This is a genomic window from Peribacillus sp. TH14, assembly GCF_016651145.1.
Taxonomy (GTDB): domain Bacteria; phylum Bacillota; class Bacilli; order Bacillales; family DSM-1321; genus Peribacillus; species Peribacillus butanolivorans.
This window is the reverse complement of record NZ_JAEKEK010000001.1, coordinates 1,420,462-1,446,357: the sequence shown is the minus strand read 5'-3', so window position 1 is coordinate 1,446,357 and position 25,896 is coordinate 1,420,462. Positions and strand designations below refer to the sequence as shown.

At 39.3% G+C, this 25,896-nt stretch carries 25 protein-coding genes and 1 pseudogene; 18 read left to right on the top strand and 8 right to left on the bottom strand.

The annotated features are described in order from the left end of the window. Positions 1-203 precede the first annotated feature (203 nt). The 4 genes and pseudogenes from tnpB to map all read left to right on the top strand — a co-directional run bounded on the left by tnpB (position 204) and on the right by map (position 4,720). Positions 204-1,409 (top strand): IS200/IS605 family element RNA-guided endonuclease TnpB, encoded by a 1,206-nt coding sequence (gene tnpB, locus JFU50_RS07105; protein WP_201222258.1) that lies wholly within the window; start codon positions 204-206, stop codon positions 1,407-1,409. A 161-nt stretch (positions 1,410-1,570) separates the two neighbouring features. After that, entirely contained in the window at positions 1,571-2,086 is a 516-nt protein-coding gene (locus JFU50_RS07100; RefSeq protein WP_201183030.1) for a type 1 glutamine amidotransferase domain-containing protein, read from the top strand. Between the two features lie 309 nt (positions 2,087-2,395). Beyond that, positions 2,396-3,755, top strand: a pseudogene (locus JFU50_RS07095) (IS1182 family transposase). A gap of 218 nt (positions 3,756-3,973) precedes the next feature. Then, positions 3,974-4,720: a type I methionyl aminopeptidase gene (gene map / locus JFU50_RS07090; RefSeq protein ID WP_201183028.1), complete on the top strand. Its 747-nt coding sequence runs from the start codon at positions 3,974-3,976 to the stop codon at positions 4,718-4,720. A gap of 69 nt (positions 4,721-4,789) precedes the next feature. On the opposite strand, the gene JFU50_RS07085 is transcribed toward map, so the two are convergent. The 4 genes from JFU50_RS07085 to JFU50_RS07070 form a co-directional block, all read right to left on the bottom strand. After that, positions 4,790-5,032, bottom strand: coding sequence for a DUF2164 domain-containing protein (locus JFU50_RS07085; protein WP_201183026.1), 243 nt, complete (start codon positions 5,030-5,032; stop codon positions 4,790-4,792). A gap of 12 nt (positions 5,033-5,044) precedes the next feature. Then, on the bottom strand, positions 5,045-5,560 hold the full coding sequence (mobB, locus tag JFU50_RS07080) for a molybdopterin-guanine dinucleotide biosynthesis protein B (RefSeq protein WP_201183024.1): 516 nt from the start codon (positions 5,558-5,560) through the stop codon (positions 5,045-5,047). Continuing rightward, on the bottom strand, positions 5,548-6,813 hold the full coding sequence (locus JFU50_RS07075) for a molybdopterin molybdotransferase MoeA (protein WP_201222256.1): 1,266 nt from the start codon (positions 6,811-6,813) through the stop codon (positions 5,548-5,550). Before JFU50_RS07075 ends, mobB begins: the two co-directional genes overlap by 13 nt. 103 nt (positions 6,814-6,916) lie before the next feature. Continuing rightward, positions 6,917-7,141 carry a DUF1128 domain-containing protein gene (locus JFU50_RS07070; protein ID WP_053344366.1) on the bottom strand — a complete coding sequence of 75 codons (225 nt, stop codon included), beginning with the start codon at positions 7,139-7,141 and terminating at the stop codon, positions 6,917-6,919. A gap of 230 nt (positions 7,142-7,371) precedes the next feature. Between JFU50_RS07070 and JFU50_RS07065 the strand changes: the two genes are divergently transcribed. Then, positions 7,372-7,773 carry a YtxH domain-containing protein gene (locus tag JFU50_RS07065; RefSeq protein WP_201222254.1) on the top strand — a complete coding sequence of 134 codons (402 nt, stop codon included), beginning with the start codon at positions 7,372-7,374 and terminating at the stop codon, positions 7,771-7,773. Positions 7,774-7,789: 16 nt separating this feature from the next. Continuing rightward, a complete protein-coding gene (locus JFU50_RS07060; protein WP_201222252.1) occupies positions 7,790-8,629 on the top strand; it encodes a YihY/virulence factor BrkB family protein in 840 nt (279 codons plus the stop codon). Between the two features lie 223 nt (positions 8,630-8,852). On the opposite strand, the gene JFU50_RS07055 is transcribed toward JFU50_RS07060, so the two are convergent. Together JFU50_RS07055 and JFU50_RS07050 are read right to left on the bottom strand one after the other, a co-directional pair. Then, positions 8,853-10,772, bottom strand: a complete 1,920-nt coding sequence (locus tag JFU50_RS07055; protein WP_201222250.1) for a heavy metal translocating P-type ATPase — start codon at positions 10,770-10,772, stop codon at positions 8,853-8,855. 335 nt (positions 10,773-11,107) lie between these two features. Continuing rightward, positions 11,108-12,274: an MFS transporter gene (locus JFU50_RS07050; protein WP_056522482.1), complete on the bottom strand. Its 1,167-nt coding sequence runs from the start codon at positions 12,272-12,274 to the stop codon at positions 11,108-11,110. Positions 12,275-12,464: 190 nt separating this feature from the next. On the opposite strand from JFU50_RS07050, the gene cax reads away from it, so the two are divergent. Together cax and JFU50_RS07040 are read left to right on the top strand one after the other, a co-directional pair. Beyond that, on the top strand, positions 12,465-13,532 hold the full coding sequence (cax, locus tag JFU50_RS07045; RefSeq protein WP_053347939.1) for a calcium/proton exchanger: 1,068 nt from the start codon (positions 12,465-12,467) through the stop codon (positions 13,530-13,532). 468 nt (positions 13,533-14,000) lie between these two features. Continuing rightward, complete coding sequence (locus JFU50_RS07040) at positions 14,001-14,816, top strand: YfkD famly protein (RefSeq protein ID WP_053344371.1); 816 nt, start codon at positions 14,001-14,003, stop codon at positions 14,814-14,816. Positions 14,817-14,860: 44 nt separating this feature from the next. Here JFU50_RS07040 and yfkAB read toward each other — a convergent pair whose 3' ends face one another. Beyond that, the gene (gene yfkAB, locus JFU50_RS07035) at positions 14,861-15,982 is read right to left on the bottom strand and encodes a radical SAM/CxCxxxxC motif protein YfkAB (protein ID WP_201225032.1); all 1,122 of its coding nucleotides are present in this window, start codon (positions 15,980-15,982) and stop codon (positions 14,861-14,863) included. Between the two features lie 155 nt (positions 15,983-16,137). Here yfkAB and JFU50_RS07030 point away from each other — a divergent pair, with 155 nt between their 5' ends. Beyond that, positions 16,138-16,326: an SE1561 family protein gene (locus JFU50_RS07030; protein WP_053344373.1), complete on the top strand. Its 189-nt coding sequence runs from the start codon at positions 16,138-16,140 to the stop codon at positions 16,324-16,326. A 318-nt stretch (positions 16,327-16,644) separates the two neighbouring features. After that, on the top strand, positions 16,645-18,213 hold the full coding sequence (locus tag JFU50_RS07025) for a fumarate hydratase (RefSeq protein WP_274606919.1): 1,569 nt from the start codon (positions 16,645-16,647) through the stop codon (positions 18,211-18,213). Between the two features lie 47 nt (positions 18,214-18,260). On the opposite strand, the gene JFU50_RS07020 is transcribed toward JFU50_RS07025, so the two are convergent. After that, positions 18,261-18,398: a hypothetical protein gene (locus tag JFU50_RS07020; RefSeq protein ID WP_162878737.1), complete on the bottom strand. Its 138-nt coding sequence runs from the start codon at positions 18,396-18,398 to the stop codon at positions 18,261-18,263. A 111-nt stretch (positions 18,399-18,509) separates the two neighbouring features. Between JFU50_RS07020 and JFU50_RS07015 the strand changes: the two genes are divergently transcribed. From JFU50_RS07015 to JFU50_RS06980, 8 genes are all read left to right on the top strand, one after another. Next, positions 18,510-18,695, top strand: coding sequence for a hypothetical protein (locus tag JFU50_RS07015; protein WP_201183013.1), 186 nt, complete (start codon positions 18,510-18,512; stop codon positions 18,693-18,695). A 373-nt stretch (positions 18,696-19,068) separates the two neighbouring features. After that, the gene (gene pdaA, locus JFU50_RS07010) at positions 19,069-19,854 is read left to right on the top strand and encodes a delta-lactam-biosynthetic de-N-acetylase (protein ID WP_201222249.1); all 786 of its coding nucleotides are present in this window, start codon (positions 19,069-19,071) and stop codon (positions 19,852-19,854) included. Positions 19,855-19,976: 122 nt separating this feature from the next. Continuing rightward, on the top strand, positions 19,977-20,861 hold the full coding sequence (locus tag JFU50_RS07005; RefSeq protein ID WP_201222247.1) for a DNA-3-methyladenine glycosylase: 885 nt from the start codon (positions 19,977-19,979) through the stop codon (positions 20,859-20,861). Continuing rightward, a complete protein-coding gene (rlmD, locus tag JFU50_RS07000; RefSeq protein WP_201183007.1) occupies positions 20,858-22,240 on the top strand; it encodes a 23S rRNA (uracil(1939)-C(5))-methyltransferase RlmD in 1,383 nt (460 codons plus the stop codon). Before JFU50_RS07005 ends, rlmD begins: the two co-directional genes overlap by 4 nt. 117 nt (positions 22,241-22,357) lie before the next feature. Beyond that, positions 22,358-22,876 (top strand): DUF1456 family protein, encoded by a 519-nt coding sequence (locus JFU50_RS06995; protein ID WP_053344379.1) that lies wholly within the window; start codon positions 22,358-22,360, stop codon positions 22,874-22,876. Between the two features lie 627 nt (positions 22,877-23,503). Further along, positions 23,504-24,280 (top strand): transporter substrate-binding domain-containing protein, encoded by a 777-nt coding sequence (locus JFU50_RS06990; protein ID WP_053344380.1) that lies wholly within the window; start codon positions 23,504-23,506, stop codon positions 24,278-24,280. 57 nt (positions 24,281-24,337) lie between these two features. Continuing rightward, positions 24,338-24,982 (top strand): amino acid ABC transporter permease, encoded by a 645-nt coding sequence (locus JFU50_RS06985; RefSeq protein WP_053344381.1) that lies wholly within the window; start codon positions 24,338-24,340, stop codon positions 24,980-24,982. Then, positions 24,979-25,713: an amino acid ABC transporter ATP-binding protein gene (locus JFU50_RS06980; protein ID WP_053344382.1), complete on the top strand. Its 735-nt coding sequence runs from the start codon at positions 24,979-24,981 to the stop codon at positions 25,711-25,713. The genes JFU50_RS06985 and JFU50_RS06980 overlap by 4 nt, the downstream gene beginning before the upstream one ends. Positions 25,714-25,896: the final 183 nt, after the last annotated feature.

Genomic DNA, 25,896 nt, shown 5'->3' with positions numbered 1-25,896 from the left:
AACCTTATACGAGAGTTATTGGTATATATATGGAGGACATTATTATTTTTTATCATTTCCCACCAGAAGACTCCCTCTTAAAGCGTGTGAAGGGCGAGAGCACAACGGTAAGGGGGAGATGAATGGCGGTTGGCATAAGCCAAAGTAATCTTTTTGCAAACATACGTTCGATGGTTAATAATAACTATAAGGGGGTGAAACCAATGGTCGTAAACAAAGCTTATAAATTTCGAATCTATCCAACTAAAGAACAACTAGTTCTAATCAATAAAACGATCGGCTGCTCCCGTTTTGTCTATAACTTCTTTTTAGGCAAACAAAAGGAGAAAGATGCCTACTGGTATATTTGTGAAGAAATGAAGCAGAACGGCCAATTACCCTCTAATGAACGGAAAGGTTCTTTTCTGAATAAATACGAAACAATCAAAGAACTTCCAGCTTTAAAGAAAGAGTACTCTTTCCTGAAAGAAGTAGACAGTATTGCCTTACAGAAATCGGTGGAAAATTTAGCAGATTCCTATAGTCGATATTATAAAAAGCAAAACAAGTCACCACGCTTCAAATCGAAAAAGAATCCTATCCAGTCCTATACGACTAAACATACGAATGGGAATATTGGAATTGTTGGAAACAAAATCAAATTGCCAAAACTCGGTCTAGTTCGTTTTGCTAAAAGCCGCGAAGTCGAAGGGCGAATCATCAATGCCACAATTAGGCGGAACCCTTCGGGTAAATATTTCATTTCCGTTTTAGCCGAAACCCATGTACAAGTACTTCCTAAAACGAATCGTTCGTGCGGTGTAGATGTTGGTTTGAAGAACTTTGCTATTCTTTCAGATGGTACGGTCTATCAAAACCCAAAATTCTTCCGGACGGTCGAAAAGAAATTGTCCCAAGCACAACGGATTCTTTCAAGGCGACAAGAAATAGCCTTGAATCAAAATAAACCATTGGCTGAAGCCAAAAACTATCAAAAACAAAAACGAAAAGTGGCTATCCTACACGAAAAAATTTCAAATGCCCGAATGGATTACTTACATAAAGTTTCTACCGAAATCATCAAAAACCACGATGTTATTGGAATGGAAGACTTGCAAGTGTCGAATATGATGAAAAATCAAAAACTAGCTAAAGCTATTAGTGAAGTATCTTGGTACCAATTCAAAAAAATGTTGGAATACAAAGCAAAACGGTATGGTAAACAAATCGTGACCGTATCTAAAACGTTTGCTTCTAGCCAATTGTGTTCTAGCTGCGGTTACCAAAATAAAGACGTTAAACATCTGAATCTTCGTGAATGGGATTGTCCTTTTTGTTCTACTCGCCACGATCGAGATATTAACGCAGGACTCAATCTAATGAATGAAGCCTTAAGGCTTCTAACCGTAGGAACTACGGGAGTAGCCTAATTAAAAATTGGCCGATAGGCTAATGTTCTTAGGAATCCCCCACTTCAATCGGACCGTAAGGTCGATAAGTGGTGGGTAGTTCAAGTGTTTATTTATTCTACATGAGGGAACATAAATGGAGTAAGTTCATTCGATCTAAAAATGGAGGAGATGAATTTTTTATGAGTAAAAAAATCGCATGTGTAGTAACGAATATGTTTGAAGACTCGGAGTACAGTGAACCGGCAAAAGCATTTGAGGAAGCCGGCCATACGGTAACTACGATTGAAATGGAACAAGGGAAAACTGTTAAAGGCAAACAAGGTGAAGTCGAAGTCACAATAGATGAAAGCATCGATTCAGTAAAACCAGAGGAGTTTGATGCTTTGTTCATTCCTGGAGGTTTTTCCCCAGACCAGCTACGTGCAGATGCACGCTTCGTAACGTTCGCAAAATCGTTCATGGATGAAAAAAAACCTGTATTTGCAATCTGTCATGGACCACAGTTGCTGATTACTGCCAAAACACTTGAAGGACGTCATGCAACAGGGTATAAATCTATTAAGGTAGATATGGAGTATGCAGGTGCTACATATTTAGACAAAGAAGTCGTTGTTTGCGGCGATCAACTTGTCACCAGCAGGACACCAGAAGATATCCCAGCCTTTAATCGAGAGTCACTTAGATTATTGAAATAAAAAAATCCCGACGCCGTCGGGATTTCAGACTGTAGACAAACTCGATGAAAATCGATTTTGTCTACAGTTTTTTTGAGGGGTTGTAAAAATTCGACGTTGATTTCCACTCCAGGCACTCGCTTTCCGCGGGCGGTCAGGGAGCCTCCTCGGCGCCTTTGCGCCTGTGGGGTCTCCCTTGGACACGCATTTCCCGCAGGAGTCTCGCACCTTCCGTTCCAATCAACTTTGTTTTAACAATTAGATATAACCACTTTTGCCTACAGTCCTTTTTGTTTTAATATAGAAGTATTAAAACTTGAGGTGATGACGATGCTTTCGAAACATAATTCTATTCAGCGAGATCAACTTGAAATGATTACTTTGGATCAACTGGTGCCAGCGAACCATTTGGTTCGTAAAATTGAGGGGGCCATTGACTTCACTTTCATTTATGACTTGGTGAAAGAGATGTATTCAGAGATAGGGCGCCCAAGTATTGATCCAGTTATATTAGTTAAATTGACATTCATTCAATATACCTTCGGTATTCGTTCGATGCGTAAAACGATTGAAGAAGTTGAAACGAATATGGCTTACCGTTGGTTTTTAGGTTACGGTTTCCATGATAAAGTACCTCACTTCTCAACGTTCGGGAAAAATTATGAGCGTCGCTTTAAAGATACAGACCTGTTTGAACGGATTTTTTATCGTATCTTAATGACAGCTTCAGAAAGAAAGTTAATAAGTGCAGAGCACGTATTCGTTGATTCAACACATGTGAAAGCCAGTGCGAATAAGCGAAAATTCGAAAAGAAAATCGTTCGTAAGGAAACACGAGCATATCAAGGACGCCTTCAAGAAGAAATAAATCAAGATCGTGAAAACAATGGAAAGAAGCCTTTTCCACCGGATAAATTTGATAAAGAAGAAACCAAAGAAATTAAAGAAAGTACAACTGACCCTGAGAGTGGCTACTATGTAAAAGATGAACGAACAAAACAGTTTGCCTATTCATTTCATGCGGCTGCGGACCGCAACGGTTTTGTGCTGGGGACGATTGTAACACCGGGAAATACGCATGATAGTCATATCTTAGAGCCTCTTGTTGAACAAGTGATTGAGAAAGTTGGAAAACCTGAAGCTGTTGCCGCAGATGCAGCCTTACAAAACACCAGCCATTACAAGCTACCTTTTTGGGAAAGAAATCACACCAGCTTTACCCTATACACGTCCACGAACAAAAGAAGGGTTCTTTCGCAAGCATGACTATGTTTACGATGAACATTTTGATTGTTATCTCTGCCCATCGGGCGAGATTTTAAAGTACTCAACAACAAATAAAGAGGGCTATCGCGAGTACAAATCACCCAAACACACTTGTGCGACATGCTCATTTTTATCACAGTGTACAGTAAGCAAAGACCATCAAAAAGTGGTGACACGCCATATCTGGCAAAATTATATGGAAGAAGCAGATCATCTGCGTCATCACAAGGATGTAAAACCTATATATGCGAAACGTAAAGAAACAATAGAGCGTGTATTCGCAGATGCAAAAGAAAAGCATGGTATGCGTTGGACTACTTTAAGGGGACTTAAAAAATTGTCGATGCAGGCGATGCTTACTTTCGCTGCCATGAATTTAAAGAAGATAGCCAATTGGACATGGCAAGGTCCAAGAATGGCTTAATAAAGTGGGCTCGTAGAGGCCCAATCTCTTAATCTTGAGCAAAATTCAAAGGGAATTTCAAAAGGGGTCCGGAATTAAAACATTCCGAACCCCTTTTGTCTACAAACTGAAATCCCGACGCCGTCGGGATTTTTTCTTTAATATGGTTTTAAGGATTCATATACTTCCATCTTTGCAGTAAAATAAAAGGAGAGACGAAAAAAAAGGAAGTGTAACGATTGATCGTATTAAAATCTGCACGTGAGATTCAAGCGATGCATGACTCAGGTAAAATTTTGGCAGCTTGTCATAGGGAAATTGCAAAATTAATTGTACCCGGTGTGACAACATGGGAAATTGAAGAATTTGTTGAAGGGTTTTTAAAGAAACATGGGGCGAAGCCAGAACAAAAGGGTTACAAAGGGTATGAATATGCGACATGCGCAAGCATCAATGAAGAAATCTGTCATGGTTTTCCTCGAAAGACACCTTTGAAAAATGGCGATATCGTAACAATTGATATGGTTGTTAATTATAACGGCGCGCTTTCAGACTCTGCCTGGACGTACCCGGTCGGTAAGGTTTCAAAGGAAACGGAACACTTACTGCATGTGACAAAGGAATCTTTATATAAGGCGATTGAAGTATCTGTAGAAGGCAATCGTATTGGCGACATTGGTCATGCTATTCAATCATATGTAGAAGCGGAAGGCTTCTCTGTCGTCCGTGATTTTATCGGCCACGGGATTGGAAATGTTATTCATGAAGAGCCTCAAGTTCCGCATTATGGATTGCCAAATAAAGGGCCGCGCCTAAAAGAGGGCATGGTATTCACAATTGAACCGATGGTGAACGTAGGTACATATAAAGCCAGCAGGGATGCGAATGGTTGGACCGCCTCTACTGCAGACGGGAAATACTCGGCTCAATATGAGCATACGATTGCCATCACAAAGAACGGACCACTTATTTTAACGGAACAATAATGATTTGGTTATCTTATCTCCTAAAAAGCGAAAAAAACAGCATCGAAAATTGATGCTGTTTTTTTCATTTCATTTAATTGGTCGTTCCAATGAATATAAATCTTCTTCGATGTTCCCAATTCGGTCCTCAATTACTGTTTTAGCATCTTTAATGCCCTCGTTATATATAAAGGGAGCGATGTTGTCGAGAATGAATTGTAAGTGGTTTTCAGCAGCAATTTCGCCAATTTTTTCACCATTCTCCTGGTAGACATACTCTTGAATGCGTTCAATCATCGCGCGTCGCTTTTCTAAGGGAAATTGAATAAACATAAAAAAACTCCTTCATATCTGTTCTAGAAACCATGAAATGAAATGATCCGAATTTAAAGGGAAGACGGGTACTGAAGCATTGCTCATTGATTGCTCCAAACAGTCAGGCCAAGCAATAATTGCTTTGATATTATTAAGCTGTTTTAGTAATAGAAGGTCATTTTCCTCTTTGATTAGAATTACCTTAGGAAAGTCTTCCTGTTTGTATCCTTCGATCAAAATCACGTCGGGATGAAAAAGAGCCAGCAATTGAATCAGCTCTGCTATAGAGGTTCCATTTCTAAAGTTGCCAAGTAATTCAATCGTCCCGTCTCCTTCAACAAGTGATGCAGCTGCCCCAGCCTGAAAGTGTTTGGTCGAATCCTTTATACTTGTATGATCGGGTTTTCCGCCATGCCCATGATGCTTTAATACGGCTGTTTCCAAGTTTACTGCGCGAAGCTTCTCAATTATATTCGTAATGAAAGTCGTTTTTCCTCTATTTTGGTAGCCGACCACTTGAAATATAAATGGTTTCACCAAGGCCATACGCATCCTTCTTGGTCATCAAGAAGAAGGACGTCCACGATATCGCCAGTTTTGAATCCACGAGTGCCTCCAGGTAATACGGTTAGTGAATTTGCTCCTGCAAGGCTTGTTGTTATATTGGATTTATCTACACCACTAGGGATAACCTTCAGTTGGCCAGATTCGAAAAATAAACGAGTTCGCAAAAGCCGTGAGAAGGGATTGGGCTTTAAGAAATCCTTAGCCAATTGCGCTTTTTCTTTTCGTAAATGAGGCTGCTCAGAAAACAGCATGGTTCGAATAATCGGTCTTGCAAATAACTCAAAGCCGACATAACTGGCAGATGGATTACCAGATAAGCCGAATAGAAATTTATTATTAAATACAGCAACTGTTGTTACACTGCCAGGGCGCATGGCTACTTTATTGAATAAAACATTAGCTCCTATTTTCTGGTAAATGTCAGGGAGAAGGTCGAAATCACCGACGGAGACGCCCCCCGTTGTAATGAGAAGGTCGACTTCCTCCAAGGCTGAGGAAATCGCCTCATAGCTTAAGTCAAATTCATCCTTAAGTTTTCCATAAAAACGAACTTCTCCTCCTGCTCTCTGAATTTGGGCGGAGATGGCATGAGAGTTGCTATTGCGAATTTTTCCCGGTTGCAATGGTTCACTGACATCTAGAAGTTCTGACCCTGTAGCAAATAAGCCGACGACAGGCTTTTTGGCAACTGGAACTTCAGCGTAACCGAATGTAGCAAGCAAGCCGATGATGCCTGGATTAATCATTGTGCCTTTTTTGACAAGAATATCACCTTTTTTTGCATCCTCTCCTTTGAAAGACACATTTTCGCCTGCGTTAAGAGAGCGTTTAAAGGATATGTATTTCTTCCCGTCCTTTTCAAATTCCTTGGTGAGCTCGAGCATAATAACTGCATCACATTCATCTGGCATCTGGGCTCCAGTCATGATTCTTGCTACCTGGCTTTGTTGCACAGGAAGAGTAGAAACCATCCCTGCAGCCAACTCTTCTATCACTTCGAATTCGAGCGGATTATTAAGGGAACCTTCAGCCGTATCTTCAGACCTGAGGGCAAAACCATCATACGGTGAACGGTTGAAATGTGGAACATCATTTGTGGCTATAATATCTTGAGCTAAAAAACGATAATGACTTTCCTCAAGAGCAACTATTTCCACCTGTCCTTCTAATTTATGTTTCATCACTTTTTCTACTGCATCTGCGAGACTAATGGGCGTTCTTCTTTCTACCATACCTACAACTCCTGTCTGATTGTCCAATAATATTCACTATAACAAATTTAGCAGAATTCTTTAATAAATAAAAAACCCTCACCATTATGGGAGGATTTGGATGTTATTTATTACGGAGTCTTCCAAGTTCTTCAGCGATTGCTTCCATTTCACGGACACTAAAGTTTGTTTTTTTCATCACCATTTTATAAATATCATGAAGTTCTTCATACATTTCGATATCGAAATGGGTGGATTTGATTGCTCCGAAGTTCATTACTTTTAGTTTATCCTTGATTGCTTCTACCATAAACTCGACACTTTCGGCTGTATTTTGTGTTAAATCCATTTCCCTCATCCTTTCACACGTTTCTAAATTATTTTCATCTTTGCATGATTACCCCTATAAGTCAATGAATATTCAGTAGGAAAACGACGCATTATCTCCGATTTACTTGATTGTCTCGCGTTTTAATGTGAGCATGTTTGGGAAAAGATAGGAAAAAACTTTTTTAAACACTGTATAATGGAGATAACCACCATTACCCATCAACTAATATATGACGAGGAGGAGAATATATGAGCAACATTCGTGAAGAATATAAGTGTGCAAAGAAAAGTAAATTTATGCAAGCGGTTTTTATAGGGGCTCTAGCTGGGGCTGCTGTTAGTCTTTTTGATAAAAACACGCGAAGTTCCGTATTGGCAAACAGCAAAAGTTGCATGAATAATATGAAAGAACTAGTGAAAAACCCCAATGGAATCCTAACTCAAGTACGTGAAACATCTTCAAAAGTTCGTGCCACAGTTGAAAAAATTTCCGATGATGTATCCTTCATTTCCCAAAGAGTAGAGGAGATGAAAGATATTCCATCGCAAGTTGCGCATGTTGTGATGGAGACGAAAGAGGTCTTCTCTGCGGAAGGACAGCAAGAATCGTCTTCAAACCATGATTTAGAAGAGCGTATTCCCTTAAATTAGATAATGAGGTGGAGGTATGGCCGATAAAAAAGAATGGTTGAAATGGTCATTCTTCAAAACTTTCATAAAACGGTTACAAGTGGATGATGTGTCGGGACTTGCCGCCCAGCTGTCCTATTTCTTTTTACTTTCCCTGTTTCCGTTACTTATTTTCCTATTTACTTTATTGGCCTACCTGCCATTTTCACAGGAAGATATTTTACGTATAGTCCGTTCATATGCACCAGATGGTTCTATGGCAATCATTGAGGGAAATCTAGCAGAAGTTATGGAAGGGAATAGTACCTTATTGTCGTTTGGTGTCATCGGAACAATATGGTCAGCATCTAATGGAATGAATGCAATTATTAAAGCCTTTAATCACGCATATGGTGTAAAAGAAAGTCGAACTTACTTTATTTCCCGGGGAATGTCGATTATTCTCACATTAGCGATGATTTTTGTTTTTATTGTCGCTTTGTTGCTTCCTGTATTCGGAAAGCAGATAGGTATATTTTTATTTGCCGAATTTGGGCTATCTGACGAATTTTTGTCGATTTGGAATCATATGCGCTGGGTGATTAGCACAATTGTATTATTTATCGTGTTTACGATCCTCTATTTGATAGCGCCCAACAAAAAGTTGAAATGCCTGACAGTGCTTCCGGGTGCTATTTTTGCCACGGCTGGCTGGAGTCTCGTTTCCTTTTTATTTTCTTTTTATGTAGCGTACTTCGCAAATTATTCTGCAACTTATGGGAGCCTTGGTGGGATAATCGTGTTAATGGTCTGGTTTTACTTATCAGGGCTAATCATAATTCTAGGCGGGGAAATTAATGCACTCATAAGTAATAAAGAACAACCAAAATGTGAATGAGCTTCCTAAAGTTCCCGTAATAGCTATAAGTCCTGCAGCTAATGCTAATCAAGAAATGACGACTTAGTAGTAGGGAGGAATTCTTTCATGGGTAAAAGCAACAAAAAGCAAAAAGGAAAAAAAGGTTCGAACCATAAAACGTCAGGTTCTGCTAATGGGAAAAACGGCTATCACTAAGTAGAATGAACACAAAAAAAGGGGCCTTATAGGCTCCCTTTTTTGTTTAGTTTTTCAATAATCTTAAACTGTTCAGAATAACTAGAATGGTGCTTCCTTCATGGCCAATTACGCCATATGGAAGGTCGAGGAATTGAAGGAAGTTGGATGCAATCAGAACCATAATGACAGAAATCGAGAAAACGACGTTTTGTTTAATGATTCGGTTCATTTTCTTAGATAACCTTACTGCTTCGGCAATACGCGGTAGGTCATTCTTCATTAGGACAACATCCGCTGTTTCCAACGCAACATCTGTGCCTTCGCCCATTGCAATCCCGACAGAAGCAGTTGCAAGTGCAGGTGCATCATTAATTCCATCTCCAACCATTGCTACAGTACCGTATTGTTCTTTCAACTTTTTCACTTCAGTAACCTTAGTTTCAGGTAAGCATTCAGCAATATATGCATCGATATGGCTCTCAGATGCAATCGCTTTAGCGGTCTTTTCACCATCGCCTGTCAGCATAACGGTATGAATGCCTTCATTTTTCAATGCTTCGATAGCAGTAACCGTTTCTTCACGCACCACGTCTTTCAATGTAAGAATGCCGGCAATACCTTGATTGTCTCTTGCATAAACTATCGTCTTTCCTTGTTCAGCTAGTGTTAGTGCAATACCGTTTTGAAATTGTTCGGCTTCACTTCTTCCGACGAAATCAGCTTTTCCTACTTGCCAAAGCACTCCGTTGAAATATGCTTGAACCCCATTACCTGAGATATCTTCCATATTATCCGGTTTAATGATGTCTTTAACTAATTTAGTTTTAGCGTAGCGCACAATTGATGTTGCCAAAGGATGGTTCGAATAATTTTCAACAGATGCAATATGGAATAGGAAATCTTCTTCGTTTAAATCTTCACGGATAATTACATCCGTTACCTCTGGTTTTCCTTTTGTTAATGTTCCGGTTTTATCTAAGGCAATTGCTCTCAAGTTGCCAAGATTCTCAAGATGGATACCGCCTTTAAATAGAATTCCATGACGAGCACCATTAGAGATGGCAGATAGCGTAGCTGGCATAATAGAAGCTACGAGGGCACAAGGTGAAGCAACAACAAGCAAAATCATTGCCCGGTAAAATGTTTCGGTCCAACTCCACCCTAATACAAAATGCGGTACGAACAACATCAAAGCGACAACGGTTAAAACAATTTTTACATAGGTTCCTTCAAAACGTTCAATGAACAGTTGAGAAGGAGACTTTTCACTTTGTGCAGATTGAACGAGAGTAATTATTTTTTGAAATAATGTTTCATTTGCTGGTTTTGTAATTTCTACGGTAATCGTTCCACGCAGATTCACTGTTCCCGCAAATACTTCATCATCCAATGACTTACTAACTGGAATAGATTCGCCAGTGATCGCCGCTTCATCAATATTGGTACGTCCGTCCGTGATTTTTCCATCAGAGGGTATTCTTTCACCTGGTTTTACCAAAATTAGGTCCCCGACTTGTAGCAGGGAAACGGATACGGTTTCTTCATATCCATTTGTGATTCGCAGCGCTTCTTCCGGCTGTAAATCCATAAGTGCTGAAATTTCTTTATGACTTTTATTCATTGTGTATGTTTCAAGCGCCCCGCTCAAAGCAAAGATGAAAATTAAAATCGCGCCTTCCGTCCAGTATCCGATAATCGCAGAACCGATGGCCGCGAAAATCATTAGCATCTCAACATTCAATTCCTTATCGGCAAACGTATCTTCAATTCCCTCTTTTGCTTTAGCATAACCGCCGATTAGGAAGGAAGCTAAATATATAACGATAGAAGGAGTTTCAAGTCCATTCTTAGAAAGCACCCAGCCTAATAATATTAATACACCGCTAAACAATGCGGCAATAAGTTCTAGATGGGGTTTTACTTTTTCCAACCAAGAGGTTTCGCATGCAGTCGGTTGTGTTAATTGTTTAGTATCAGTGGTCATAAGATTCCCTCCCATATTCTTTTCTATTTTTGTGTAAATGATATAGATTATCATTTGTATAATATCTAATTGAGAAAGATAATCAACGTCATTTCTCTGAGTAAAATATGAAAGCTGTCACCAAAATTGCGATGACAGCAACGATTTCAAAGGTTTATTAACGTGATGTTCTTTTTATTAATATTATATTAACACATATCCTATTCAAAAATAAAGAAGAATGATTCTAATGTAGGAAAAAATATAAAGAACCATAAATTATATCATTTGACCACTATATGATAAAAACAATACAAATTGAATAATAAATGGAGTAGTTCAGATAATAAACTATACTACAAGCTTGGAGCAGGCATTTTTTCCTTAAATAGCACCAGTGAAATAAAGACAAGAAGAAGCATTATACTAATTAGATAGAAAAAATTACCTCCTTGTAAGTATTCGATGACTAAACCACCGAAAAACGGACCACCAATGCTGCCGAGACTGTAGAAGATGCTGCATAACAGATTTCCTGCAGGTAATAGGTTGCGAGGCAAAAGGTCTGCCATATAACTGATTCCTAAAGAGAAAGTCGAACCCACCATCATCCCGCCAAGCAGGAAGCAAATGAACAGACCGATTACGGAATATGAAACAATTCCAGCTAGAGTAAATACGGTAAAGCCTGAAAAAAGAATGATCAGCAAGATTTTTCGTCGGCCAAATCGGTCACTGAGCATTCCAAGCGGAATCTGTGAAAGCAAAGTACCACCTGAAAATGCTGGAATGATAAGCGATACTGCGGTTAAATCAATTCCAGAGCGCAATGCGAATACTGGAAAGTTACTATTCAATGAGGATTCAAGTACACCAAAGGTGAATGGAAGTAAAAAGGCGACCCATGCGATGCGACTCACTTTCGTAAACCGTTTAAGTGTACCGAAGAATGATGTGCTTTCTGATTCATCTTGTTCAGGAAGCTCGTTTTTAATCAGGAATACAGTCATCCACGTAAGCAGGCTTAGTATGGATGTAATGATGAATGGCAAAGACTGATTAATCTCCAGAAGCTTCGTCATTAGCGGACCAACCATGAAACCAAGACTGAAAAATAGTCCATAAATAGCGATATTCCTTCCGCGCTTTGCTGAAGGGGAAATAGCGGTAATCCATGTCTGGGTAGCAAAGTGAAGGGTATGATCACCGATTCCGATGAAAAAACGCAGAGCAAACCAAAACCAGAATGATTTCCAGACCGGAAATAAGGCAAGTGAAAGAATTACAGTTATTCCGCCAAACAATATTAATGGCTTATAGCCATATTTGCGGAGAGGTGCTTCCATAAAAGGAGAAATTAAAAGAATCCCAATATAAAGTGACGCAGCATGAAATCCATTTAAGGAAGAGCTAATTCCGTCATTTTCGAAAATAATTGCGATAATTGGCAGAAGCATTCCTTGAGAAAATCCAGATATGCCGACCATACAAATTAGAACACTAATAAGCAGCTTTTGATTCATAAGTTTTCGTCTCCTAAGATATGTATACCTTGTTGATGTTACATCCAGGGGAGAGGGTTAAGCAATAAAAATTTGGGTAAATGTTGACAAGAAGAGAATATCGTTAATAAATCCCTTTTTCATTTCGGGAAAATTATGTATGATAATTTTTGTTACATATTAAATTGCATATAGGATTGTGAGGAGAAATATCGTGGATAAAATATTTTTGGGGCTCGTTCTCTTAGGTGTCCCTTTATCAGTTATAGGTTCTTTGATGCATTGGCCGAGTGTAATCATGTTTATCGTGTATTGTTTAACAATTATAGCGCTCGCAGGTTTTATGGGCCGGGCAACGGAAAGTCTAGCGATTGTGATGGGCCCAAGGATTGGTGGACTGTTGAACGCAACCTTTGGTAATGCAGTGGAACTGATTATTTCCATTTTTTCATTAAAGGCAGGGCTAGTGGGTGTCGTATTAGCCTCCTTAACTGGATCGGTATTAGGAAACTTATTGTTGGTGGCAGGACTTTCCTTTTTTATTGGGGGGACGAGGTACAAACGGCAGAAATTTAATGTGTTCGATGCAAGGCATAACGCTGGTCTGCTAATCTTCGCCGTTATTGTTGCTTTCGTGATACCGGAAGTGTTCACTCAAAACATGAGCGAATCAAGTACAATGTCGTTAAGTGTCGGAATTTCCATTATTTTAATCTTATTATACTTAGCGGCATTATTCTTTAAATTAGTTACTCATCGCGGGGTTTATCAGCATGCGGAAAAAAGAGAAGCCCATGAGGAACATGAAGAGGAAATACCGGAATGGAGCAAGAAAAAGGCCATTACAATTCTTGCAGTTGCTACATTGGCTGTTGCTTACGTATCGGAAAAACTTGTTCATACTTTCAGTGAAGTCGGGGAGACGTTCGGGTGGACAGAGTTATTTATCGGGGTCATTATCGTTGCCATCGTAGGTAACGCGGCTGAACATGCATCAGCCGTTATTATGGCATATAAAAATAAAATGGATGTCGCTGTTGAGATTGCAGTCGGTTCTACGCTGCAAGTAGCGATGTTCGTTGCTCCTGTCCTAGTGTTGATATCATTAATGTATCCAACACATATGCCGCTTGTTTTCACATTGCCTGAGTTGATTTCTATGGTTACGGCTGTCTTTCTGATGATTATGATTTCGAATGACGGGGAAACGAACTGGTTTGAAGGGCTTACCCTGTTGGCTGCTTACTTTATTATGGGGATTGGATTTTACTTATTATAAGAGTGTCAGGCCTTCCAAATCGGGAGGTCTTTCTTTATGAGAAATGCGGATACATAAAAATGACTCTGCCCAGGTTATTTAGCAGAGTCATTTCTATATTAGTAAATTACCATTCATAAATTAATCCAAAATTTTTCATCATGCTTCTGTTAAAGTTGAGAAATAATTCTAGAGTGTTACACCATCCTTTTACATCAAATTTAAGTAAGTGGCGAATTCGTTTTTCTGTCATCCTTGAAAAGGGTGTTTTAGATCGATAAGCATACCTCCTGAACGTTTATTAGGTATGAACGATTTCGCCTCCTTTTTATAATGTAAGTTAAGTATAACCGATTTATATAAAAAAGTAAATATTCTGAACTTTACAAATTTATTACAAAATCAACATGTTATTGAAATGTATAGAATGTTGAGGAAAAACAAAATCTATAAACAAAATGATTGAACCTTTTAAAGGAGTGCTACAGCATGAGACGACTTATTCTTATTACAGTGTTTGCCCTAACTGCCTTTATTCAGGCGAATGTAAGTTTTGCAGCCCCTATATCAGCCGGAGATAAAACAACTCCGAACAAGGTGAATATCCCACCTTCCGTATTAAATATTGCGAAGGAGAATACGTATCCGAACTCGACTCAGGATCTTCCAATGCTGCAGCCGAGTGAGTTTGCTAAACAGTTGATTGATTCATCGGATATTAAGATTGAAAATCCAGAACTCATTCATATGTTGAATGAATCAGCAATTGCAAAAGCACCGCTTGCTTTTGGTTACAGGGCGACCATTTACCTTGGCCATTGGGCGTTGAATTACGAGTCTTCCGAGACGGCCCCCAATTGGGAATATCAAAAGATCAATATGAATTACTATGATAATCGCGGCGGTGATGTTCCATACAGAATCCGTTATGTCCAAGAAAACCAAAAGGCAGTGAGTGGTGGACTAACAGCGAAAATTCCTAAGGCCGAGGATGTTAAAAAGATGATGCTATTAAAAGCTACGGAAAAGACCCATTTGCCACTCGCTTTTGAAACGATTGTTGGAGCTGGTACGAAAAAAGATGAAGTATACAATGTTGCTTCAAATCGGATTGGTTATTTATCTAGCTATGCTTCTGCCGTCAATGAAAAAGGTAAGGTCACCTATGGAGAAGTATATTTGAACCTTAAAGGAAATAAACGCTCGATTACGATTAAAAATATTACCTCGCAAGGCATAGGAGCTTGGATACCAGTTCAGGACCATGTTTCCTTCAGCTTTACTGTTTCGCAACAGCCACGGTAATGAAGGTGAAGTAAAAAAACTCGCCTGATTGGCGAGTTTTTTTCTCATATATTAGACTTTCTTACGCTGAAGTCTTCTTTAGGGTAATATGCATTTTTGACAAGAACATTCGGACCGAGACATTTAACCGACGAACAGTGGCAGTTTAATTCATTGGCCAGCTTCGAATTCATCCATGTTTCATAGGATTCGGCTAACGGCTGATCAATGATATTTCCCAAAGTGGGTGCATCCCCAAAATCGGTAACAATGACTTCTCCGGTAAAAATATTGACATTCAAACGAGAGCGTCCATCAGGGTCATTCCGAACTGTCACTTTTTTAGCACTGTAAAGCCGCTGAAGCAGCTCTAATTCTTCTTTGTTGTTGTTACATGGATAGAATGGGAGCGTTCCGAAAAGCATCCATACATTTTCATCCCGAATATCAAGTAGATGATGAATCGCCTCGCGCATGTTCTCCAATGATAACGTTTCAAGTGCTGAGGCGAAATCACTTGGGTACATCGGATGTATTTCATGGCGCTGACATCCCATTTCATCGACAATCTGTCTGTGGATATGCTCAAGATGCGGCAAGGTGCGTTTATTAAGCATCGTTTCTGCAGAAACTAGTACACCTGCTTTTGTCAGGGCACGGGAATTTTTAATCATTTTATCAAATAATTTTTTTCGTTGCTCGCGCGAAGGTTTGCGGTCCATCATGGCAAAACCGATATCGATGAATTCATCGATCGTTCCCCAGTTATGGGAAATATGAAGAACATCCAAATAGGGTATGATTTCCTCATACCGTTCCAAGTCAAGGGTCAAGTTAGAATTGATTTGGGTACGAACTCCACGGTTACGAGCATATTTTAATAAAGGTAAAACATAATTTTTCACTTGTTTTTTAGAAAGCATTGGTTCACCGCCAGTTATACTTAGCGAGCGAAGCAATGGTATCTCATCGAGGCGCTGAATTATTAATTCTAAAGGAAGAGCATCCGGGTCTTTTGGCTGAAGTGTGTAACCGACAGCACAATGTTCGCAACGCATATTGCAAAGGGTAGTGGTTGTGAATTCGACATTGGTAAGACTGAGCTTTCCGTATTGTTCAACGTCCATATATGCTTCCCAAGGATCATACTTGGGTGTGATTGGTGTTAAAAGATCTTGCTTGATCATAGACATGTTTAAAACTCCTTACGTAATAATGCACTAACCCATTATGAACAATGGGCACAAAAATTGTCAAATGGCGGAGAGCTTCATTTTAGCTTGCCATTGCACTTTCAAGAGGATTTCGTTACGATGGAAGAAGAACGGAAGGAGAGTGCCTCATGGGAAAAACCATTACAGGTAAAAACGAACAATTAACATACTTAAAAGAACGCCTCACGATGTTCATGGAGGTTCTTGACCATATTGAACCAGAAAATACAGAATTAGAAGATATTGATCGCTTAATCGGTATGCTTGATGATTTGGAAGTTAAAGTAGAACAATTTAAAACGCGCAAAGAAGGATAATATCTGTACGATAGTATGATTTTTTTATAATTAATATTCGTAAAGGGATGACGCTATTTACTCGTCATCCCTTTATATATGTAATGAAGAAAAATGGTTATTCAGTATTAGGTAATGATTGGGAATATTTTTTTTGCTTTATGCTAATCTTAGCGCCCCTGATTATTTCTCTTTACACCGATTTCCATTAAGAAAATTAATTACTTGTTTTCGAAAGATTATGTTAGATGTATAATAAAACGGGTGTTGTATCATTCGCTCTTAATAGAGAAGCGGTGAATGATTAAATCTAGGGGAAATAAGAGGGGGAAGAGAAATTTGGATATTCAAAAATTCCAAGAAAGTATGTACAGTCTTATCGTTGAAACTTCAACGAATCTTCCAAAGGATGTTCGTCGTGCGGTCAAAAGTGCGAAACAACGTGAAAATGCAGGTACGCGTTCAGCGTTGAGCCTAACAACAATCACGAATAATATTACAATGGCTGACGACAATGTATCACCGATTTGTCAGGATACAGGTCTGCCGACATTTAAAATTAAAACTCCAGTTGGTGTGAACCAACTTGAAATAAAAGAAGCAATTCGAAATGCAATCATTTTAGCAACAAAAGGCGGAAAGCTTCGTCCAAACGCAGTTGACTCTTTGTCAGGTGAAAACAGTGGGGATAACCTTGGGGAAGGTCTTCCTGTCATGAAATTCGATCAATGGGAAAAAGATTACATTGATGTGCGTCTTATATTAAAAGGCGGCGGCTGTGAAAATAAAAATATTCAATACAGTCTTCCGATGGAGATTGAAGGATTAGGTAAAGCCGGCCGTGATTTAGACGGAATCCGTAAATGTGTTCTTCATTCCGTATACCAAGCGCAAGGACAAGGCTGTAGCGCAGGGTTCATCGGCGTTGGTATCGGGGGAGACCGTTCATCCGGATATGATTTGGCTAAGGCTCAACTTTTCCGCAGTAACGAAGATGTAAATCCGAATGAGGATCTTCGTAAACTAGAAGAGTATATCATGGAGACGGCAAATGAATTGGGAATTGGCACAATGGGCTTTGGCGGCGAAACAACACTGCTTGGCTGTAAAATTGGTGTCATGCACCGTATTCCGGCAAGCTTTTTCGTATCGGTTGCTTATAACTGTTGGGCTTTCCGTCGCTTAGGTGTGAAAGTGAGCCCAGAAACAGGAGAAATCAATGAATGGCTATATCAAGATGGCGAGAAAATTGACTTTGCTCTAGAAGCAGAAAAAGCAGCGAAAGAAGAAGTAGCCGCAGCAATAGAAGCTGAAGTTGAAGCACCGCGTGAAATCATCCTTCAGGCACCAATTACGGAAGAACAAATCCGTGAGCTGAAAGTTGGTGACGTAGTCCGGATTAACGGAAGAATGTATACTGGCCGTGACGCGATACACAAGCACTTGTCTGAAAACCCTGCACCAATTGACCTTGATGGACAGATTATCTATCATTGTGGGCCGGTTATGCTTAAGGACGAAGAAGGTAAATGGCACGTGAAAGCTGCAGGTCCGACAACTAGTATTCGTGAAGAACCATACCAAGGCGATATCATGAAAAGATTTGGCATTCGCGCTGTTATCGGTAAAGGCGGAATGGGTCCAAAAACACTAGAAGCACTAAGCGAACACGGTGGTGTTTATTTAAACGCGATCGGTGGCGCAGCTCAATATTATGCAGACTGCATTAAATCAGTCGAAGGTGTGAACTTCACTGAATTTGGTATTCCTGAAGCAATGTGGCACCTGAAAGTTGAAGGATTTACCGCAGTTGTTACCATGGATTCACATGGAAACAGCCTGCATAAAGACGTACAGCAATCTTCATTAGAAAAACTGTCACAATTCAAAGAACCTGTATTTAAATAAGATGTATGCAAAAGACGCTCACCAATTCGGTTGAGCGTCTTTTTACCTTACTCTTCTATTTTCGGCAATGGATCAATCCTTTTTGAATCCCCTAAATTCAATCCACTTTTCACAAAATAAACAAACAGCCCCGCACCTAATCCCAGACAACCAATAAAGCCTAACGTAATCACCCATTCCAGCATTGTATACGCCCCCTTGCTAATGTATATGAAAAAAAAGGCTATTATTGCCTTAAAAAAGTACAATCTTTTTGCACCTTTGCTCATACATTAGAAGAGAAAGGGGGGAGTAAAATGCAAAATAGCATCTTATTGTTCTTTGTCGCAATGTTAACAGGTTTTGCTTTCATCCATCTTCCTGTGGCAGGCACGATTTTCTCCGGACTTGAACCAACTTTAGACGTAATTGGAATTGTAACCGTTATCGTTTTTGCCATCGTCATCATTTGGAAGGCGGTACAGGCGTTATTTAAAGGGTAAATAGATAGGGGGCCAATCCTTTTAGGAGGATAGGCCTTTTTTGCGTGGAATTCGTCCGTAACCGGGGACAATTTGGCCTATAGAACAAAAATTCGGCCGTCATCGGCAAAAATTCGTCCTACAGTAAGAGAAATCGTCCGTAACCGTCAATAATTCGACCTACAGAAAGATAATTCGACCGTCACCGGCAAAAATTCGACCTACAGAACAATAATTCGACCTACAGAAAGATAATTCGTCCGTCACCGCAAAAATTCGACCTACAGAACAAAAATTCGACCGTCACCACGAAAAATTCGACCTACGACAATATCATGCATATAAATCTTCATGTTCCAAACACTAAGAAAAAAAGAACATGGGGGATAATCCAATGAAAAAAATGGCGATTCTATCCGTTTTTATATGCTTAATCTGCTCTTTAGCAAGTCCGGCTTTTGCGGAGTCCTATAATTGGGGCTTCAATAAAGGGAAAAACGGAACTCCTGCCGATGCAGGAAAAAACTTCAATGAAATGCTGCCTAAATATGAAGCAATTTATAAAGGTGACACAACGAAAAAAAACATATATTTAACGTTTGATAATGGTTATGAAAATGGATATACGGCACATATCTTAGATGTGTTAAAAAAACATAAGGCCCCAGGAACTTTTTTCGTCACTGGTCATTATTTAAAAACCGCACCGGAGCTTGTTGTCCGTATGGCGAATGAAGGTCATATCGTCGGAAACCATTCCTGGAATCACCCTGATATGACCAGTGTGACGGATGAAGTCATTCGCACGGAACTGCAACGGGTTAAAAAAGCAACTGAAAAATTAACGGGCCAACAGGGGATGAACTACCTAAGGCCGCCGCGTGGTGTATTCAATGAGAGAACAATGAAAGTCGCACAAAAAGAAGGATATTACCACATTTTCTGGTCGCTTGCTTATAAAGACTGGGTCGTTGACCAACAAAAGGGTGCAGCTTACGCTCATGATGAAGTGCTTAAACAGATTCATCCAGGGGCGATTTTATTACTGCATACTGTTTCAAAAGATAATGCAGAGGCGCTTGACTCGATTTTGACTGATCTTGAAAAACAAGGATACAAATTCAGCAGTCTGGATGAATTAATGATTGAAAAACACCTGCCAAATCGAATGCTTTATTAAAATAAAAAGCGGAACCTGAAGTGAGATTACAGGTCCCGCTTTTTTCCATTCTCCTCATTTTTAAGTAATATTTCAGGAAACATGCTATAATACGTGGAAAACTGCTAAAGGATGGATCGCTTGTGTGGACGGAAAAATTACAGGTCCAGGGACCATATAATTTCGACCTTGTTCTCGAACGATTATCGTTAGACCCACTTCAAGTAGTTGATTTTACTAACAGAACGGTAAAAGTTCCGCTTTATATAGAAAAAGAACCAGTCGTTTTGCATGTTCAGGCAATAGGAAACATCGAAGAACCGACCTTTATCATTAAAGGTCAATCAGAGGAATACAAGTCTAAAGCAATCGAACTGTTAAAAAAGGTTTTTCATTGGCATCAGCCATTAGAAGGCGTTTCCCAGCATTTCCGAGAATCTGATTTGAGGGGAATCTTTGAAGAGCACCGCGGTACAGCCATAGTCTTGGACTTCGATTATTACAGTTGCCTCGTCAAATGCATCATACATCAGCAATTAAACTTGTCTTTTGCGCATATACTCACGGAGCGGTTCGTGAAAACATTTGGCTACCAGATAGATGGTGTGTGGTTTTATCCAACACCAGAAACGACCTCACAACTTCAGGTGGAACAGTTAAGAGCCATTCAATTCAGTGGCCGAAAAGCTGAATACGTCATCGGACTATCCCAGCAAATCACTCATGGCCATCTTAATCTTGATCTGTTGTCAGAGCTATCCGATCAAGAGGTTATGGATATACTAATAAAAATACGCGGAATCGGTAGATGGACGGCTGAAAACTTCCTGCTTTTTGGACTCGGAAGGCCGAACCTTTTTCCAAAAGCCGATATTGGCATTCAAAACGCCATAAAACTTTTATACGGCTTACCGCAGAAGCCAACCCAAGAAGAAATGGAATCCTACAGTGCAAAATGGTCTCCATATCTAAGCTACGCTTCCCTCTATTTGTGGAGAAGCATCGAAAAACGGAGTGAAAAGAAATGACAAACATGCAAGATACAACACTAGAAGTAAATCAAACCCTTCCATTAACCATTAAACGGCTTGGCATAAACGGAGAGGGAGTCGGCTACTTTAAAAAGAAAGTCGTATTCGTCCCAGGAGCATTACCAGGTGAAGAAATTGTAGCTTTAATAACAAAAGTGCAGCCAAACTTTTCTGAAGCAAAAATAAAAACCATCCGGAAAGAATCGCCACACCGCATTGCCGCACCATGCCCAATCTACGCAGAATGCGGTGGCTGTCAACTACAGCATTTAAGCTATAGTCAACAGCTTATTGAAAAACGCGATATCGTCATTCAAGCGATGGAACGTCATACGAAATTCCCGATTTCTTCATTAAATATACAAGAAACAATCGGCATGGAAGATCCATGGAACTATCGCAACAAAAGTCAGTACCAAGTCGGTCAGAAAGATGGCAAATTGATTGCCGGTCTTTACGGTTTGAACTCCCATAACTTGATCGATATTCCCAACTGTCTTGTCCAACACAAGGCTACTAATAAAGTAACCCGTACGGTGAAGAAGATACTAAAGAACCTGAATATCTCGATCTATAATGAAAGAAAGAGAAAAGGTGTGATCCGAACAGTCATTACAAGAGTTGGCTTTGAAACAGGCGAAGTACAGGTGGTCTTAGTTACAGGAGCGGAAGAAATTCCACAAAAAGATCAATTGCTTAAGCAAATTCGTGACCAACTGCCGGAAGTGAAATCGGTCGTTCAAAATATTAATAACCAAAACACATCACTTATTTTTGGCGAAAAGACGATCCATCTGGCTGGCGAAAAAGTCATCAACGAAACATTGGGTGATCTATCGTACGAACTATCGGCCCGTACTTTTTTCCAACTTAATCCAGTTCAAACAGTCCGCATGTATGACGAAGTGAAAAAAGCGGCAGCCCTAACCGGTACCGAAAAAGTCGTTGACGCGTATTGCGGCGTAGGAACCATCGGACTTTGGTTATCGGAAGATGCAAAAGAGGTTCGCGGAATGGACGTCATCAAAGAATCCATTGAAGACGCCAAGAAAAACGCCATAAAACACAAACGTACCAACATGCACTACGAAACAGGAAAAGCCGAAAACATCCTGCCGCGCTGGAACAAAGAAGGATGGAAACCGGACGTATTAGTCGCCGACCCACCAAGAACTGGCCTGGACCAATCCTTACTGCAAACTATCCTAAAGGTCAAACCAAAAACCATTGTGTATGTATCATGTAACCCATCCACATTGGCAAAAGACCTACAAGAATTGAGCGCTTTATATAACGTAGAATCCATGCAGCCTGTGGACATGTTCCCGCAGACGAGTCATGTTGAAGTTGTGACGAAGTTGAAAAGGAAAGAATAAGCAGAAGGATCCGAGAATCTGTAAAAGGTTCTCGGATTTTCATCTGCGTTTATTTCAATCCATTTGTGAAATAATGAAGGTACTGTAAAAAATAAGAAATATACAGGAGGTTTATGGATGCATAATCATGATATTTTAATTCGATTAAGATATGCGCTGGATATAAAAAATAAAGATATGGTAGAGATATTTAAACTTGGGGATATTGAAGTAACAAGAGAAGAAGTCATGCAGATGCTCACAAAACCAAAAGACGGTTTCTATGATGAATACGACGACGATGATATGGATGATGAAGGTATAAAATGTAACAATACGATGTTGGAATCTTTTTTAAATGGCTTGATCATTTTTAAAAGAGGGAAACAAGAACCAAAACCCGGCCAGCCAGAAAACCCGGCACCTACTGCAAAGAATAAGGAAAGCATGAATAATATTCTGCTAAAGAAATTGAAAATTGCGCTGACATTAACAAGCGAGGATATGATTGATATCCTGGATGAAGCAGGAGTCATGATAACTAAAGGAGAATTAAGCGCCATCTTAAGAAAAGTTGGTCATAGAAATTATAAAGAGTGCGGGGATAAATTCGCCAGGAATTTCTTAAAAGGGTTAGCTTATAAATATAGGGGATAAGGGAGCAGTAAAGTAGTTGAACTAAAACTACTATATGAATGAGATGCTCATACCAATGCTCAATTTTTTTGGAAAGTTACTTAACCGTTAATAAGAAATAAAAGAATCCTAATTTCTCATTTATGACCCTGAGAAAATTAGGATTTTTTGCAAACTTCACCAAAATCCAATGTTCCGCCACATACGCTCTACACATGTTGAAGTAGTAACAAAATTAGTTTTAAAATAAAATAGTAGACACTAATTAAAGTTGTGCATAAAGTGTGGACAAAGGAAGGAGAGAAGAAGGAGAAATCCCAATCCCTCAAGCCTTTCTCCTATCCTTGTGCATAACTTTTTTTAGAGGGGAGAAAGAACGACCTTATATATTATGGAGAAAAATGAAGAACAGCAATGAGGGTGTTTCATTGTAAAAAGCCCATTCTATTGAAACTTTTTTTAGTATACGTTTCAATACCAGTTTCTAATTACCATCAGATAGACAAGATTAGGAAAAACATCCATTAATATTATTTAAAGAAAATAATATATATTCAAAAAATTCATATTATAATACTTTATACTTATGCTATATTATAGGGAGAATTATTAATTATCACGTATAATTTAAGAATTGGAGTGATTTGAATGAAGAAACTTGGTTTATTTAGTATGTTTTTGATTCTTACTATCATTATCTCAGCTTGTGGAAGCAATGATGAAAAAAATGCAGGTGAGAAAGAGAAAAGTCAAAAGGTATATAAAGTTGGTGTGGATACGACATATCCTCCCTTTGAATTTAAAGAGGGAAACGACTATAAAGGTATTGATATTGAATTAATCAATGCAATAGCAAAAGACCAGGATTTTAAAATCAAATTTTCTCCAATGGATTTCGGTGGAATTATTCCAGCGATGCAAGCCAATCAGCTTGATGTCGCTATTGCAGGAATGAGCATTACAGAGGAAAGAAAAAAGGTAGTAGATTTCTCAACGCCGTATTTTGATGCAGGATTAACAGTGGTTGTTAAAAAAGATAATACAAGTACTAAATCAGTCGATGACCTTAAAGGAAAGACCATAGCAGTGAAAAAAGGGACAACCGGTGCTAAATATGCACAGGATAATTCCAAGAAACTAGGAATTAAAGTTGTTCAATTTAATGATAGTCCAGCTATGTTCCAGGAAGTAGCAAACGGTAATGCCGAAGCACTTATAGAAGATTATCCTGTTATCTCCTATGCAATTGCTCAAAAAGACCTTGGGTTAAAAATCGTAGGTGATCGTTTGAATGGAGATCAGTATGGAATTGCTGTATTGAAAGGGCAAAACCAGGATTTATTGAAAAAAATAAATGACGGTCTTGCTAATCTTAAAAAAGATGGAACATACGATGAAATATTAAAAACTTATCTTGGTGAATAGATTTATGCTTATTAGGCGCGCTTAAAGCGCGCTTTCTTTTTCTAAGGGGTGAATAGAATGGATATAATTGTTGCGGCATTGCCTATTTTATTAAAAGGACTTCAGGTGACACTTTATATCTTTGTAATTGCCATTATCCTAGGTTTTTTGATTGGTTTAGTGGTGGCCTTGCTGCGACTTGCTCCTATCAAGATCTTGAACTGGATTGCAAAGGTTTATGTAGATGCGATACGAGGAACGCCGTTTATTGTGCAATTGTTTTTTATATATTTCGGTGTGAATTCACTGAATTTGATTTCTTTAAACAGTACTACAGCTGGAATAATTACCGTTGCCATCAATGCAGGGGCCTATTTTGCTGAGATAATAAGAGCGGGAATTCAATCCATCGATAAAGGACAAACAGAAGCGGCAAGATCAATCGGATTCACTGGTACTCAAACAATGCGATATGTAGTACTGCCACAAGCCTTTAGAAGGATGCTTCCTACCATTACGAACCAATCGATCATTAGTCTAAAAGATACATCTCTATTATCCGTTATCGGTATAGCGGATTTAACACAGCAAGGGCAGATTCAGGCTTCGGCAACCTTTGAAGCGTTCAAGATTTGGCTTGTTGTTGGTGTAATTTACTTTATCATCATCTATTTGTTAACCCTTATTGCTAACTTCATAGAAAGGAGGGTACAAGTTCGATGAGCATCATTACTGTAAAAAACCTGAGAAAATCATTTGGAACTGTCGAGGTTTTAAAAGATATTAATGCAGAAATAAAAGAAAAGGAAGTAATTTGTGTAATAGGACCTTCTGGATCTGGAAAGAGTACATTTCTGCGCTGCCTGAATCTTCTTGAGGAAGTTACGGGCGGTGAGGTGGTCATTAACGGACATGATATTACTGACCCTAAAGCGAAAATCAATATCAACAAAGTTAGACAAGAGGTTGGAATGGTTTTTCAACATTTCAATCTATTCCCTCATAAAACCGTGTTGGAAAACATAACGTTGGGGCCTATTAAAATTCGTGCCACCGATAAAGCTGAAGCGGGAAGATTAGCGCTTGAGTTACTGGATAAGGTTGGGTTAAGGGAAAAAGCAAATAGCTATCCAGGAGAACTATCCGGAGGACAAAAACAACGGGTTGCCATCGCAAGGGCATTGGCCATGAATCCGAAGATTATGCTATTTGACGAGCCGACTTCTGCACTTGACCCTGAAATGGTCGGAGATGTTTTAGAGGTAATGAAACAACTTGCTAAAGAAGGTATGACAATGGTCGTTGTTACCCATGAAATGGGCTTTGCCCGGGAAGTTGGAGATCGTGTCATATTCATGGACGGAGGGTATATTGTAGAAGAAAATGAACCGAATGAATTATTCGGTAACCCTCAGCATGTTCGAACCAAAGCCTTCTTAAGTAAGGTGCTTTAGGAAGGTAGAGTGTGGGAATGAATGGCTAAAAGAGTGAATGCTTATCACTTAAGAGGCTTATAAAACTCACCGACGTAGAAGTTAAAATAAATTAAAGTTGTGCATAACGTGTGGACAAAGGAAAGAGAGAAAAAGGAGAAATCCTAATCCCTCAAGCCTATCTCCTATCCTTGTGCATAACTT

What these genes read in the sequence shown, in the direction of transcription:
- tnpB (WP_201222258.1), top strand. Translation starts at nt 204, where the DNA reads ATGGTCGTAAACAAAGCTTATAAATTTCGAATCTATCCAACTAAAGAA.
- JFU50_RS07100 (WP_201183030.1), top strand. Translation starts at nt 1,571, where the DNA reads ATGAGTAAAAAAATCGCATGTGTAGTAACGAATATGTTTGAAGACTCG.
- JFU50_RS07085 (WP_201183026.1), bottom strand. Translation starts at nt 5,032, where the DNA reads ATGTTTATTCAATTTCCCTTAGAAAAGCGACGCGCGATGATTGAACGC.
- mobB (WP_201183024.1), bottom strand. Translation starts at nt 5,560, where the DNA reads ATGGCCTTGGTGAAACCATTTATATTTCAAGTGGTCGGCTACCAAAAT.
- JFU50_RS07075 (WP_201222256.1), bottom strand. Translation starts at nt 6,813, where the DNA reads ATGGTAGAAAGAAGAACGCCCATTAGTCTCGCAGATGCAGTAGAAAAA.
- JFU50_RS07070 (WP_053344366.1), bottom strand. Translation starts at nt 7,141, where the DNA reads ATGGATTTAACACAAAATACAGCCGAAAGTGTCGAGTTTATGGTAGAA.
- JFU50_RS07065 (WP_201222254.1), top strand. Translation starts at nt 7,372, where the DNA reads ATGAGCAACATTCGTGAAGAATATAAGTGTGCAAAGAAAAGTAAATTT.
- JFU50_RS07060 (WP_201222252.1), top strand. Translation starts at nt 7,790, where the DNA reads ATGGCCGATAAAAAAGAATGGTTGAAATGGTCATTCTTCAAAACTTTC.
- JFU50_RS07055 (WP_201222250.1), bottom strand. Translation starts at nt 10,772, where the DNA reads ATGACCACTGATACTAAACAATTAACACAACCGACTGCATGCGAAACC.
- JFU50_RS07050 (WP_056522482.1), bottom strand. Translation starts at nt 12,274, where the DNA reads ATGAATCAAAAGCTGCTTATTAGTGTTCTAATTTGTATGGTCGGCATA.
- JFU50_RS07040 (WP_053344371.1), top strand. Translation starts at nt 14,001, where the DNA reads ATGAGACGACTTATTCTTATTACAGTGTTTGCCCTAACTGCCTTTATT.
- yfkAB (WP_201225032.1), bottom strand. Translation starts at nt 15,982, where the DNA reads ATGATCAAGCAAGATCTTTTAACACCAATCACACCCAAGTATGATCCT.
- JFU50_RS07030 (WP_053344373.1), top strand. Translation starts at nt 16,138, where the DNA reads ATGGGAAAAACCATTACAGGTAAAAACGAACAATTAACATACTTAAAA.
- JFU50_RS07020 (WP_162878737.1), bottom strand. Translation starts at nt 18,398, where the DNA reads ATGCTGGAATGGGTGATTACGTTAGGCTTTATTGGTTGTCTGGGATTA.
- JFU50_RS07015 (WP_201183013.1), top strand. Translation starts at nt 18,510, where the DNA reads ATGCAAAATAGCATCTTATTGTTCTTTGTCGCAATGTTAACAGGTTTT.
- pdaA (WP_201222249.1), top strand. Translation starts at nt 19,069, where the DNA reads ATGAAAAAAATGGCGATTCTATCCGTTTTTATATGCTTAATCTGCTCT.
- rlmD (WP_201183007.1), top strand. Translation starts at nt 20,858, where the DNA reads ATGACAAACATGCAAGATACAACACTAGAAGTAAATCAAACCCTTCCA.
- JFU50_RS06995 (WP_053344379.1), top strand. Translation starts at nt 22,358, where the DNA reads ATGCATAATCATGATATTTTAATTCGATTAAGATATGCGCTGGATATA.
- JFU50_RS06990 (WP_053344380.1), top strand. Translation starts at nt 23,504, where the DNA reads ATGAAGAAACTTGGTTTATTTAGTATGTTTTTGATTCTTACTATCATT.
- JFU50_RS06985 (WP_053344381.1), top strand. Translation starts at nt 24,338, where the DNA reads ATGGATATAATTGTTGCGGCATTGCCTATTTTATTAAAAGGACTTCAG.
- JFU50_RS06980 (WP_053344382.1), top strand. Translation starts at nt 24,979, where the DNA reads ATGAGCATCATTACTGTAAAAAACCTGAGAAAATCATTTGGAACTGTC.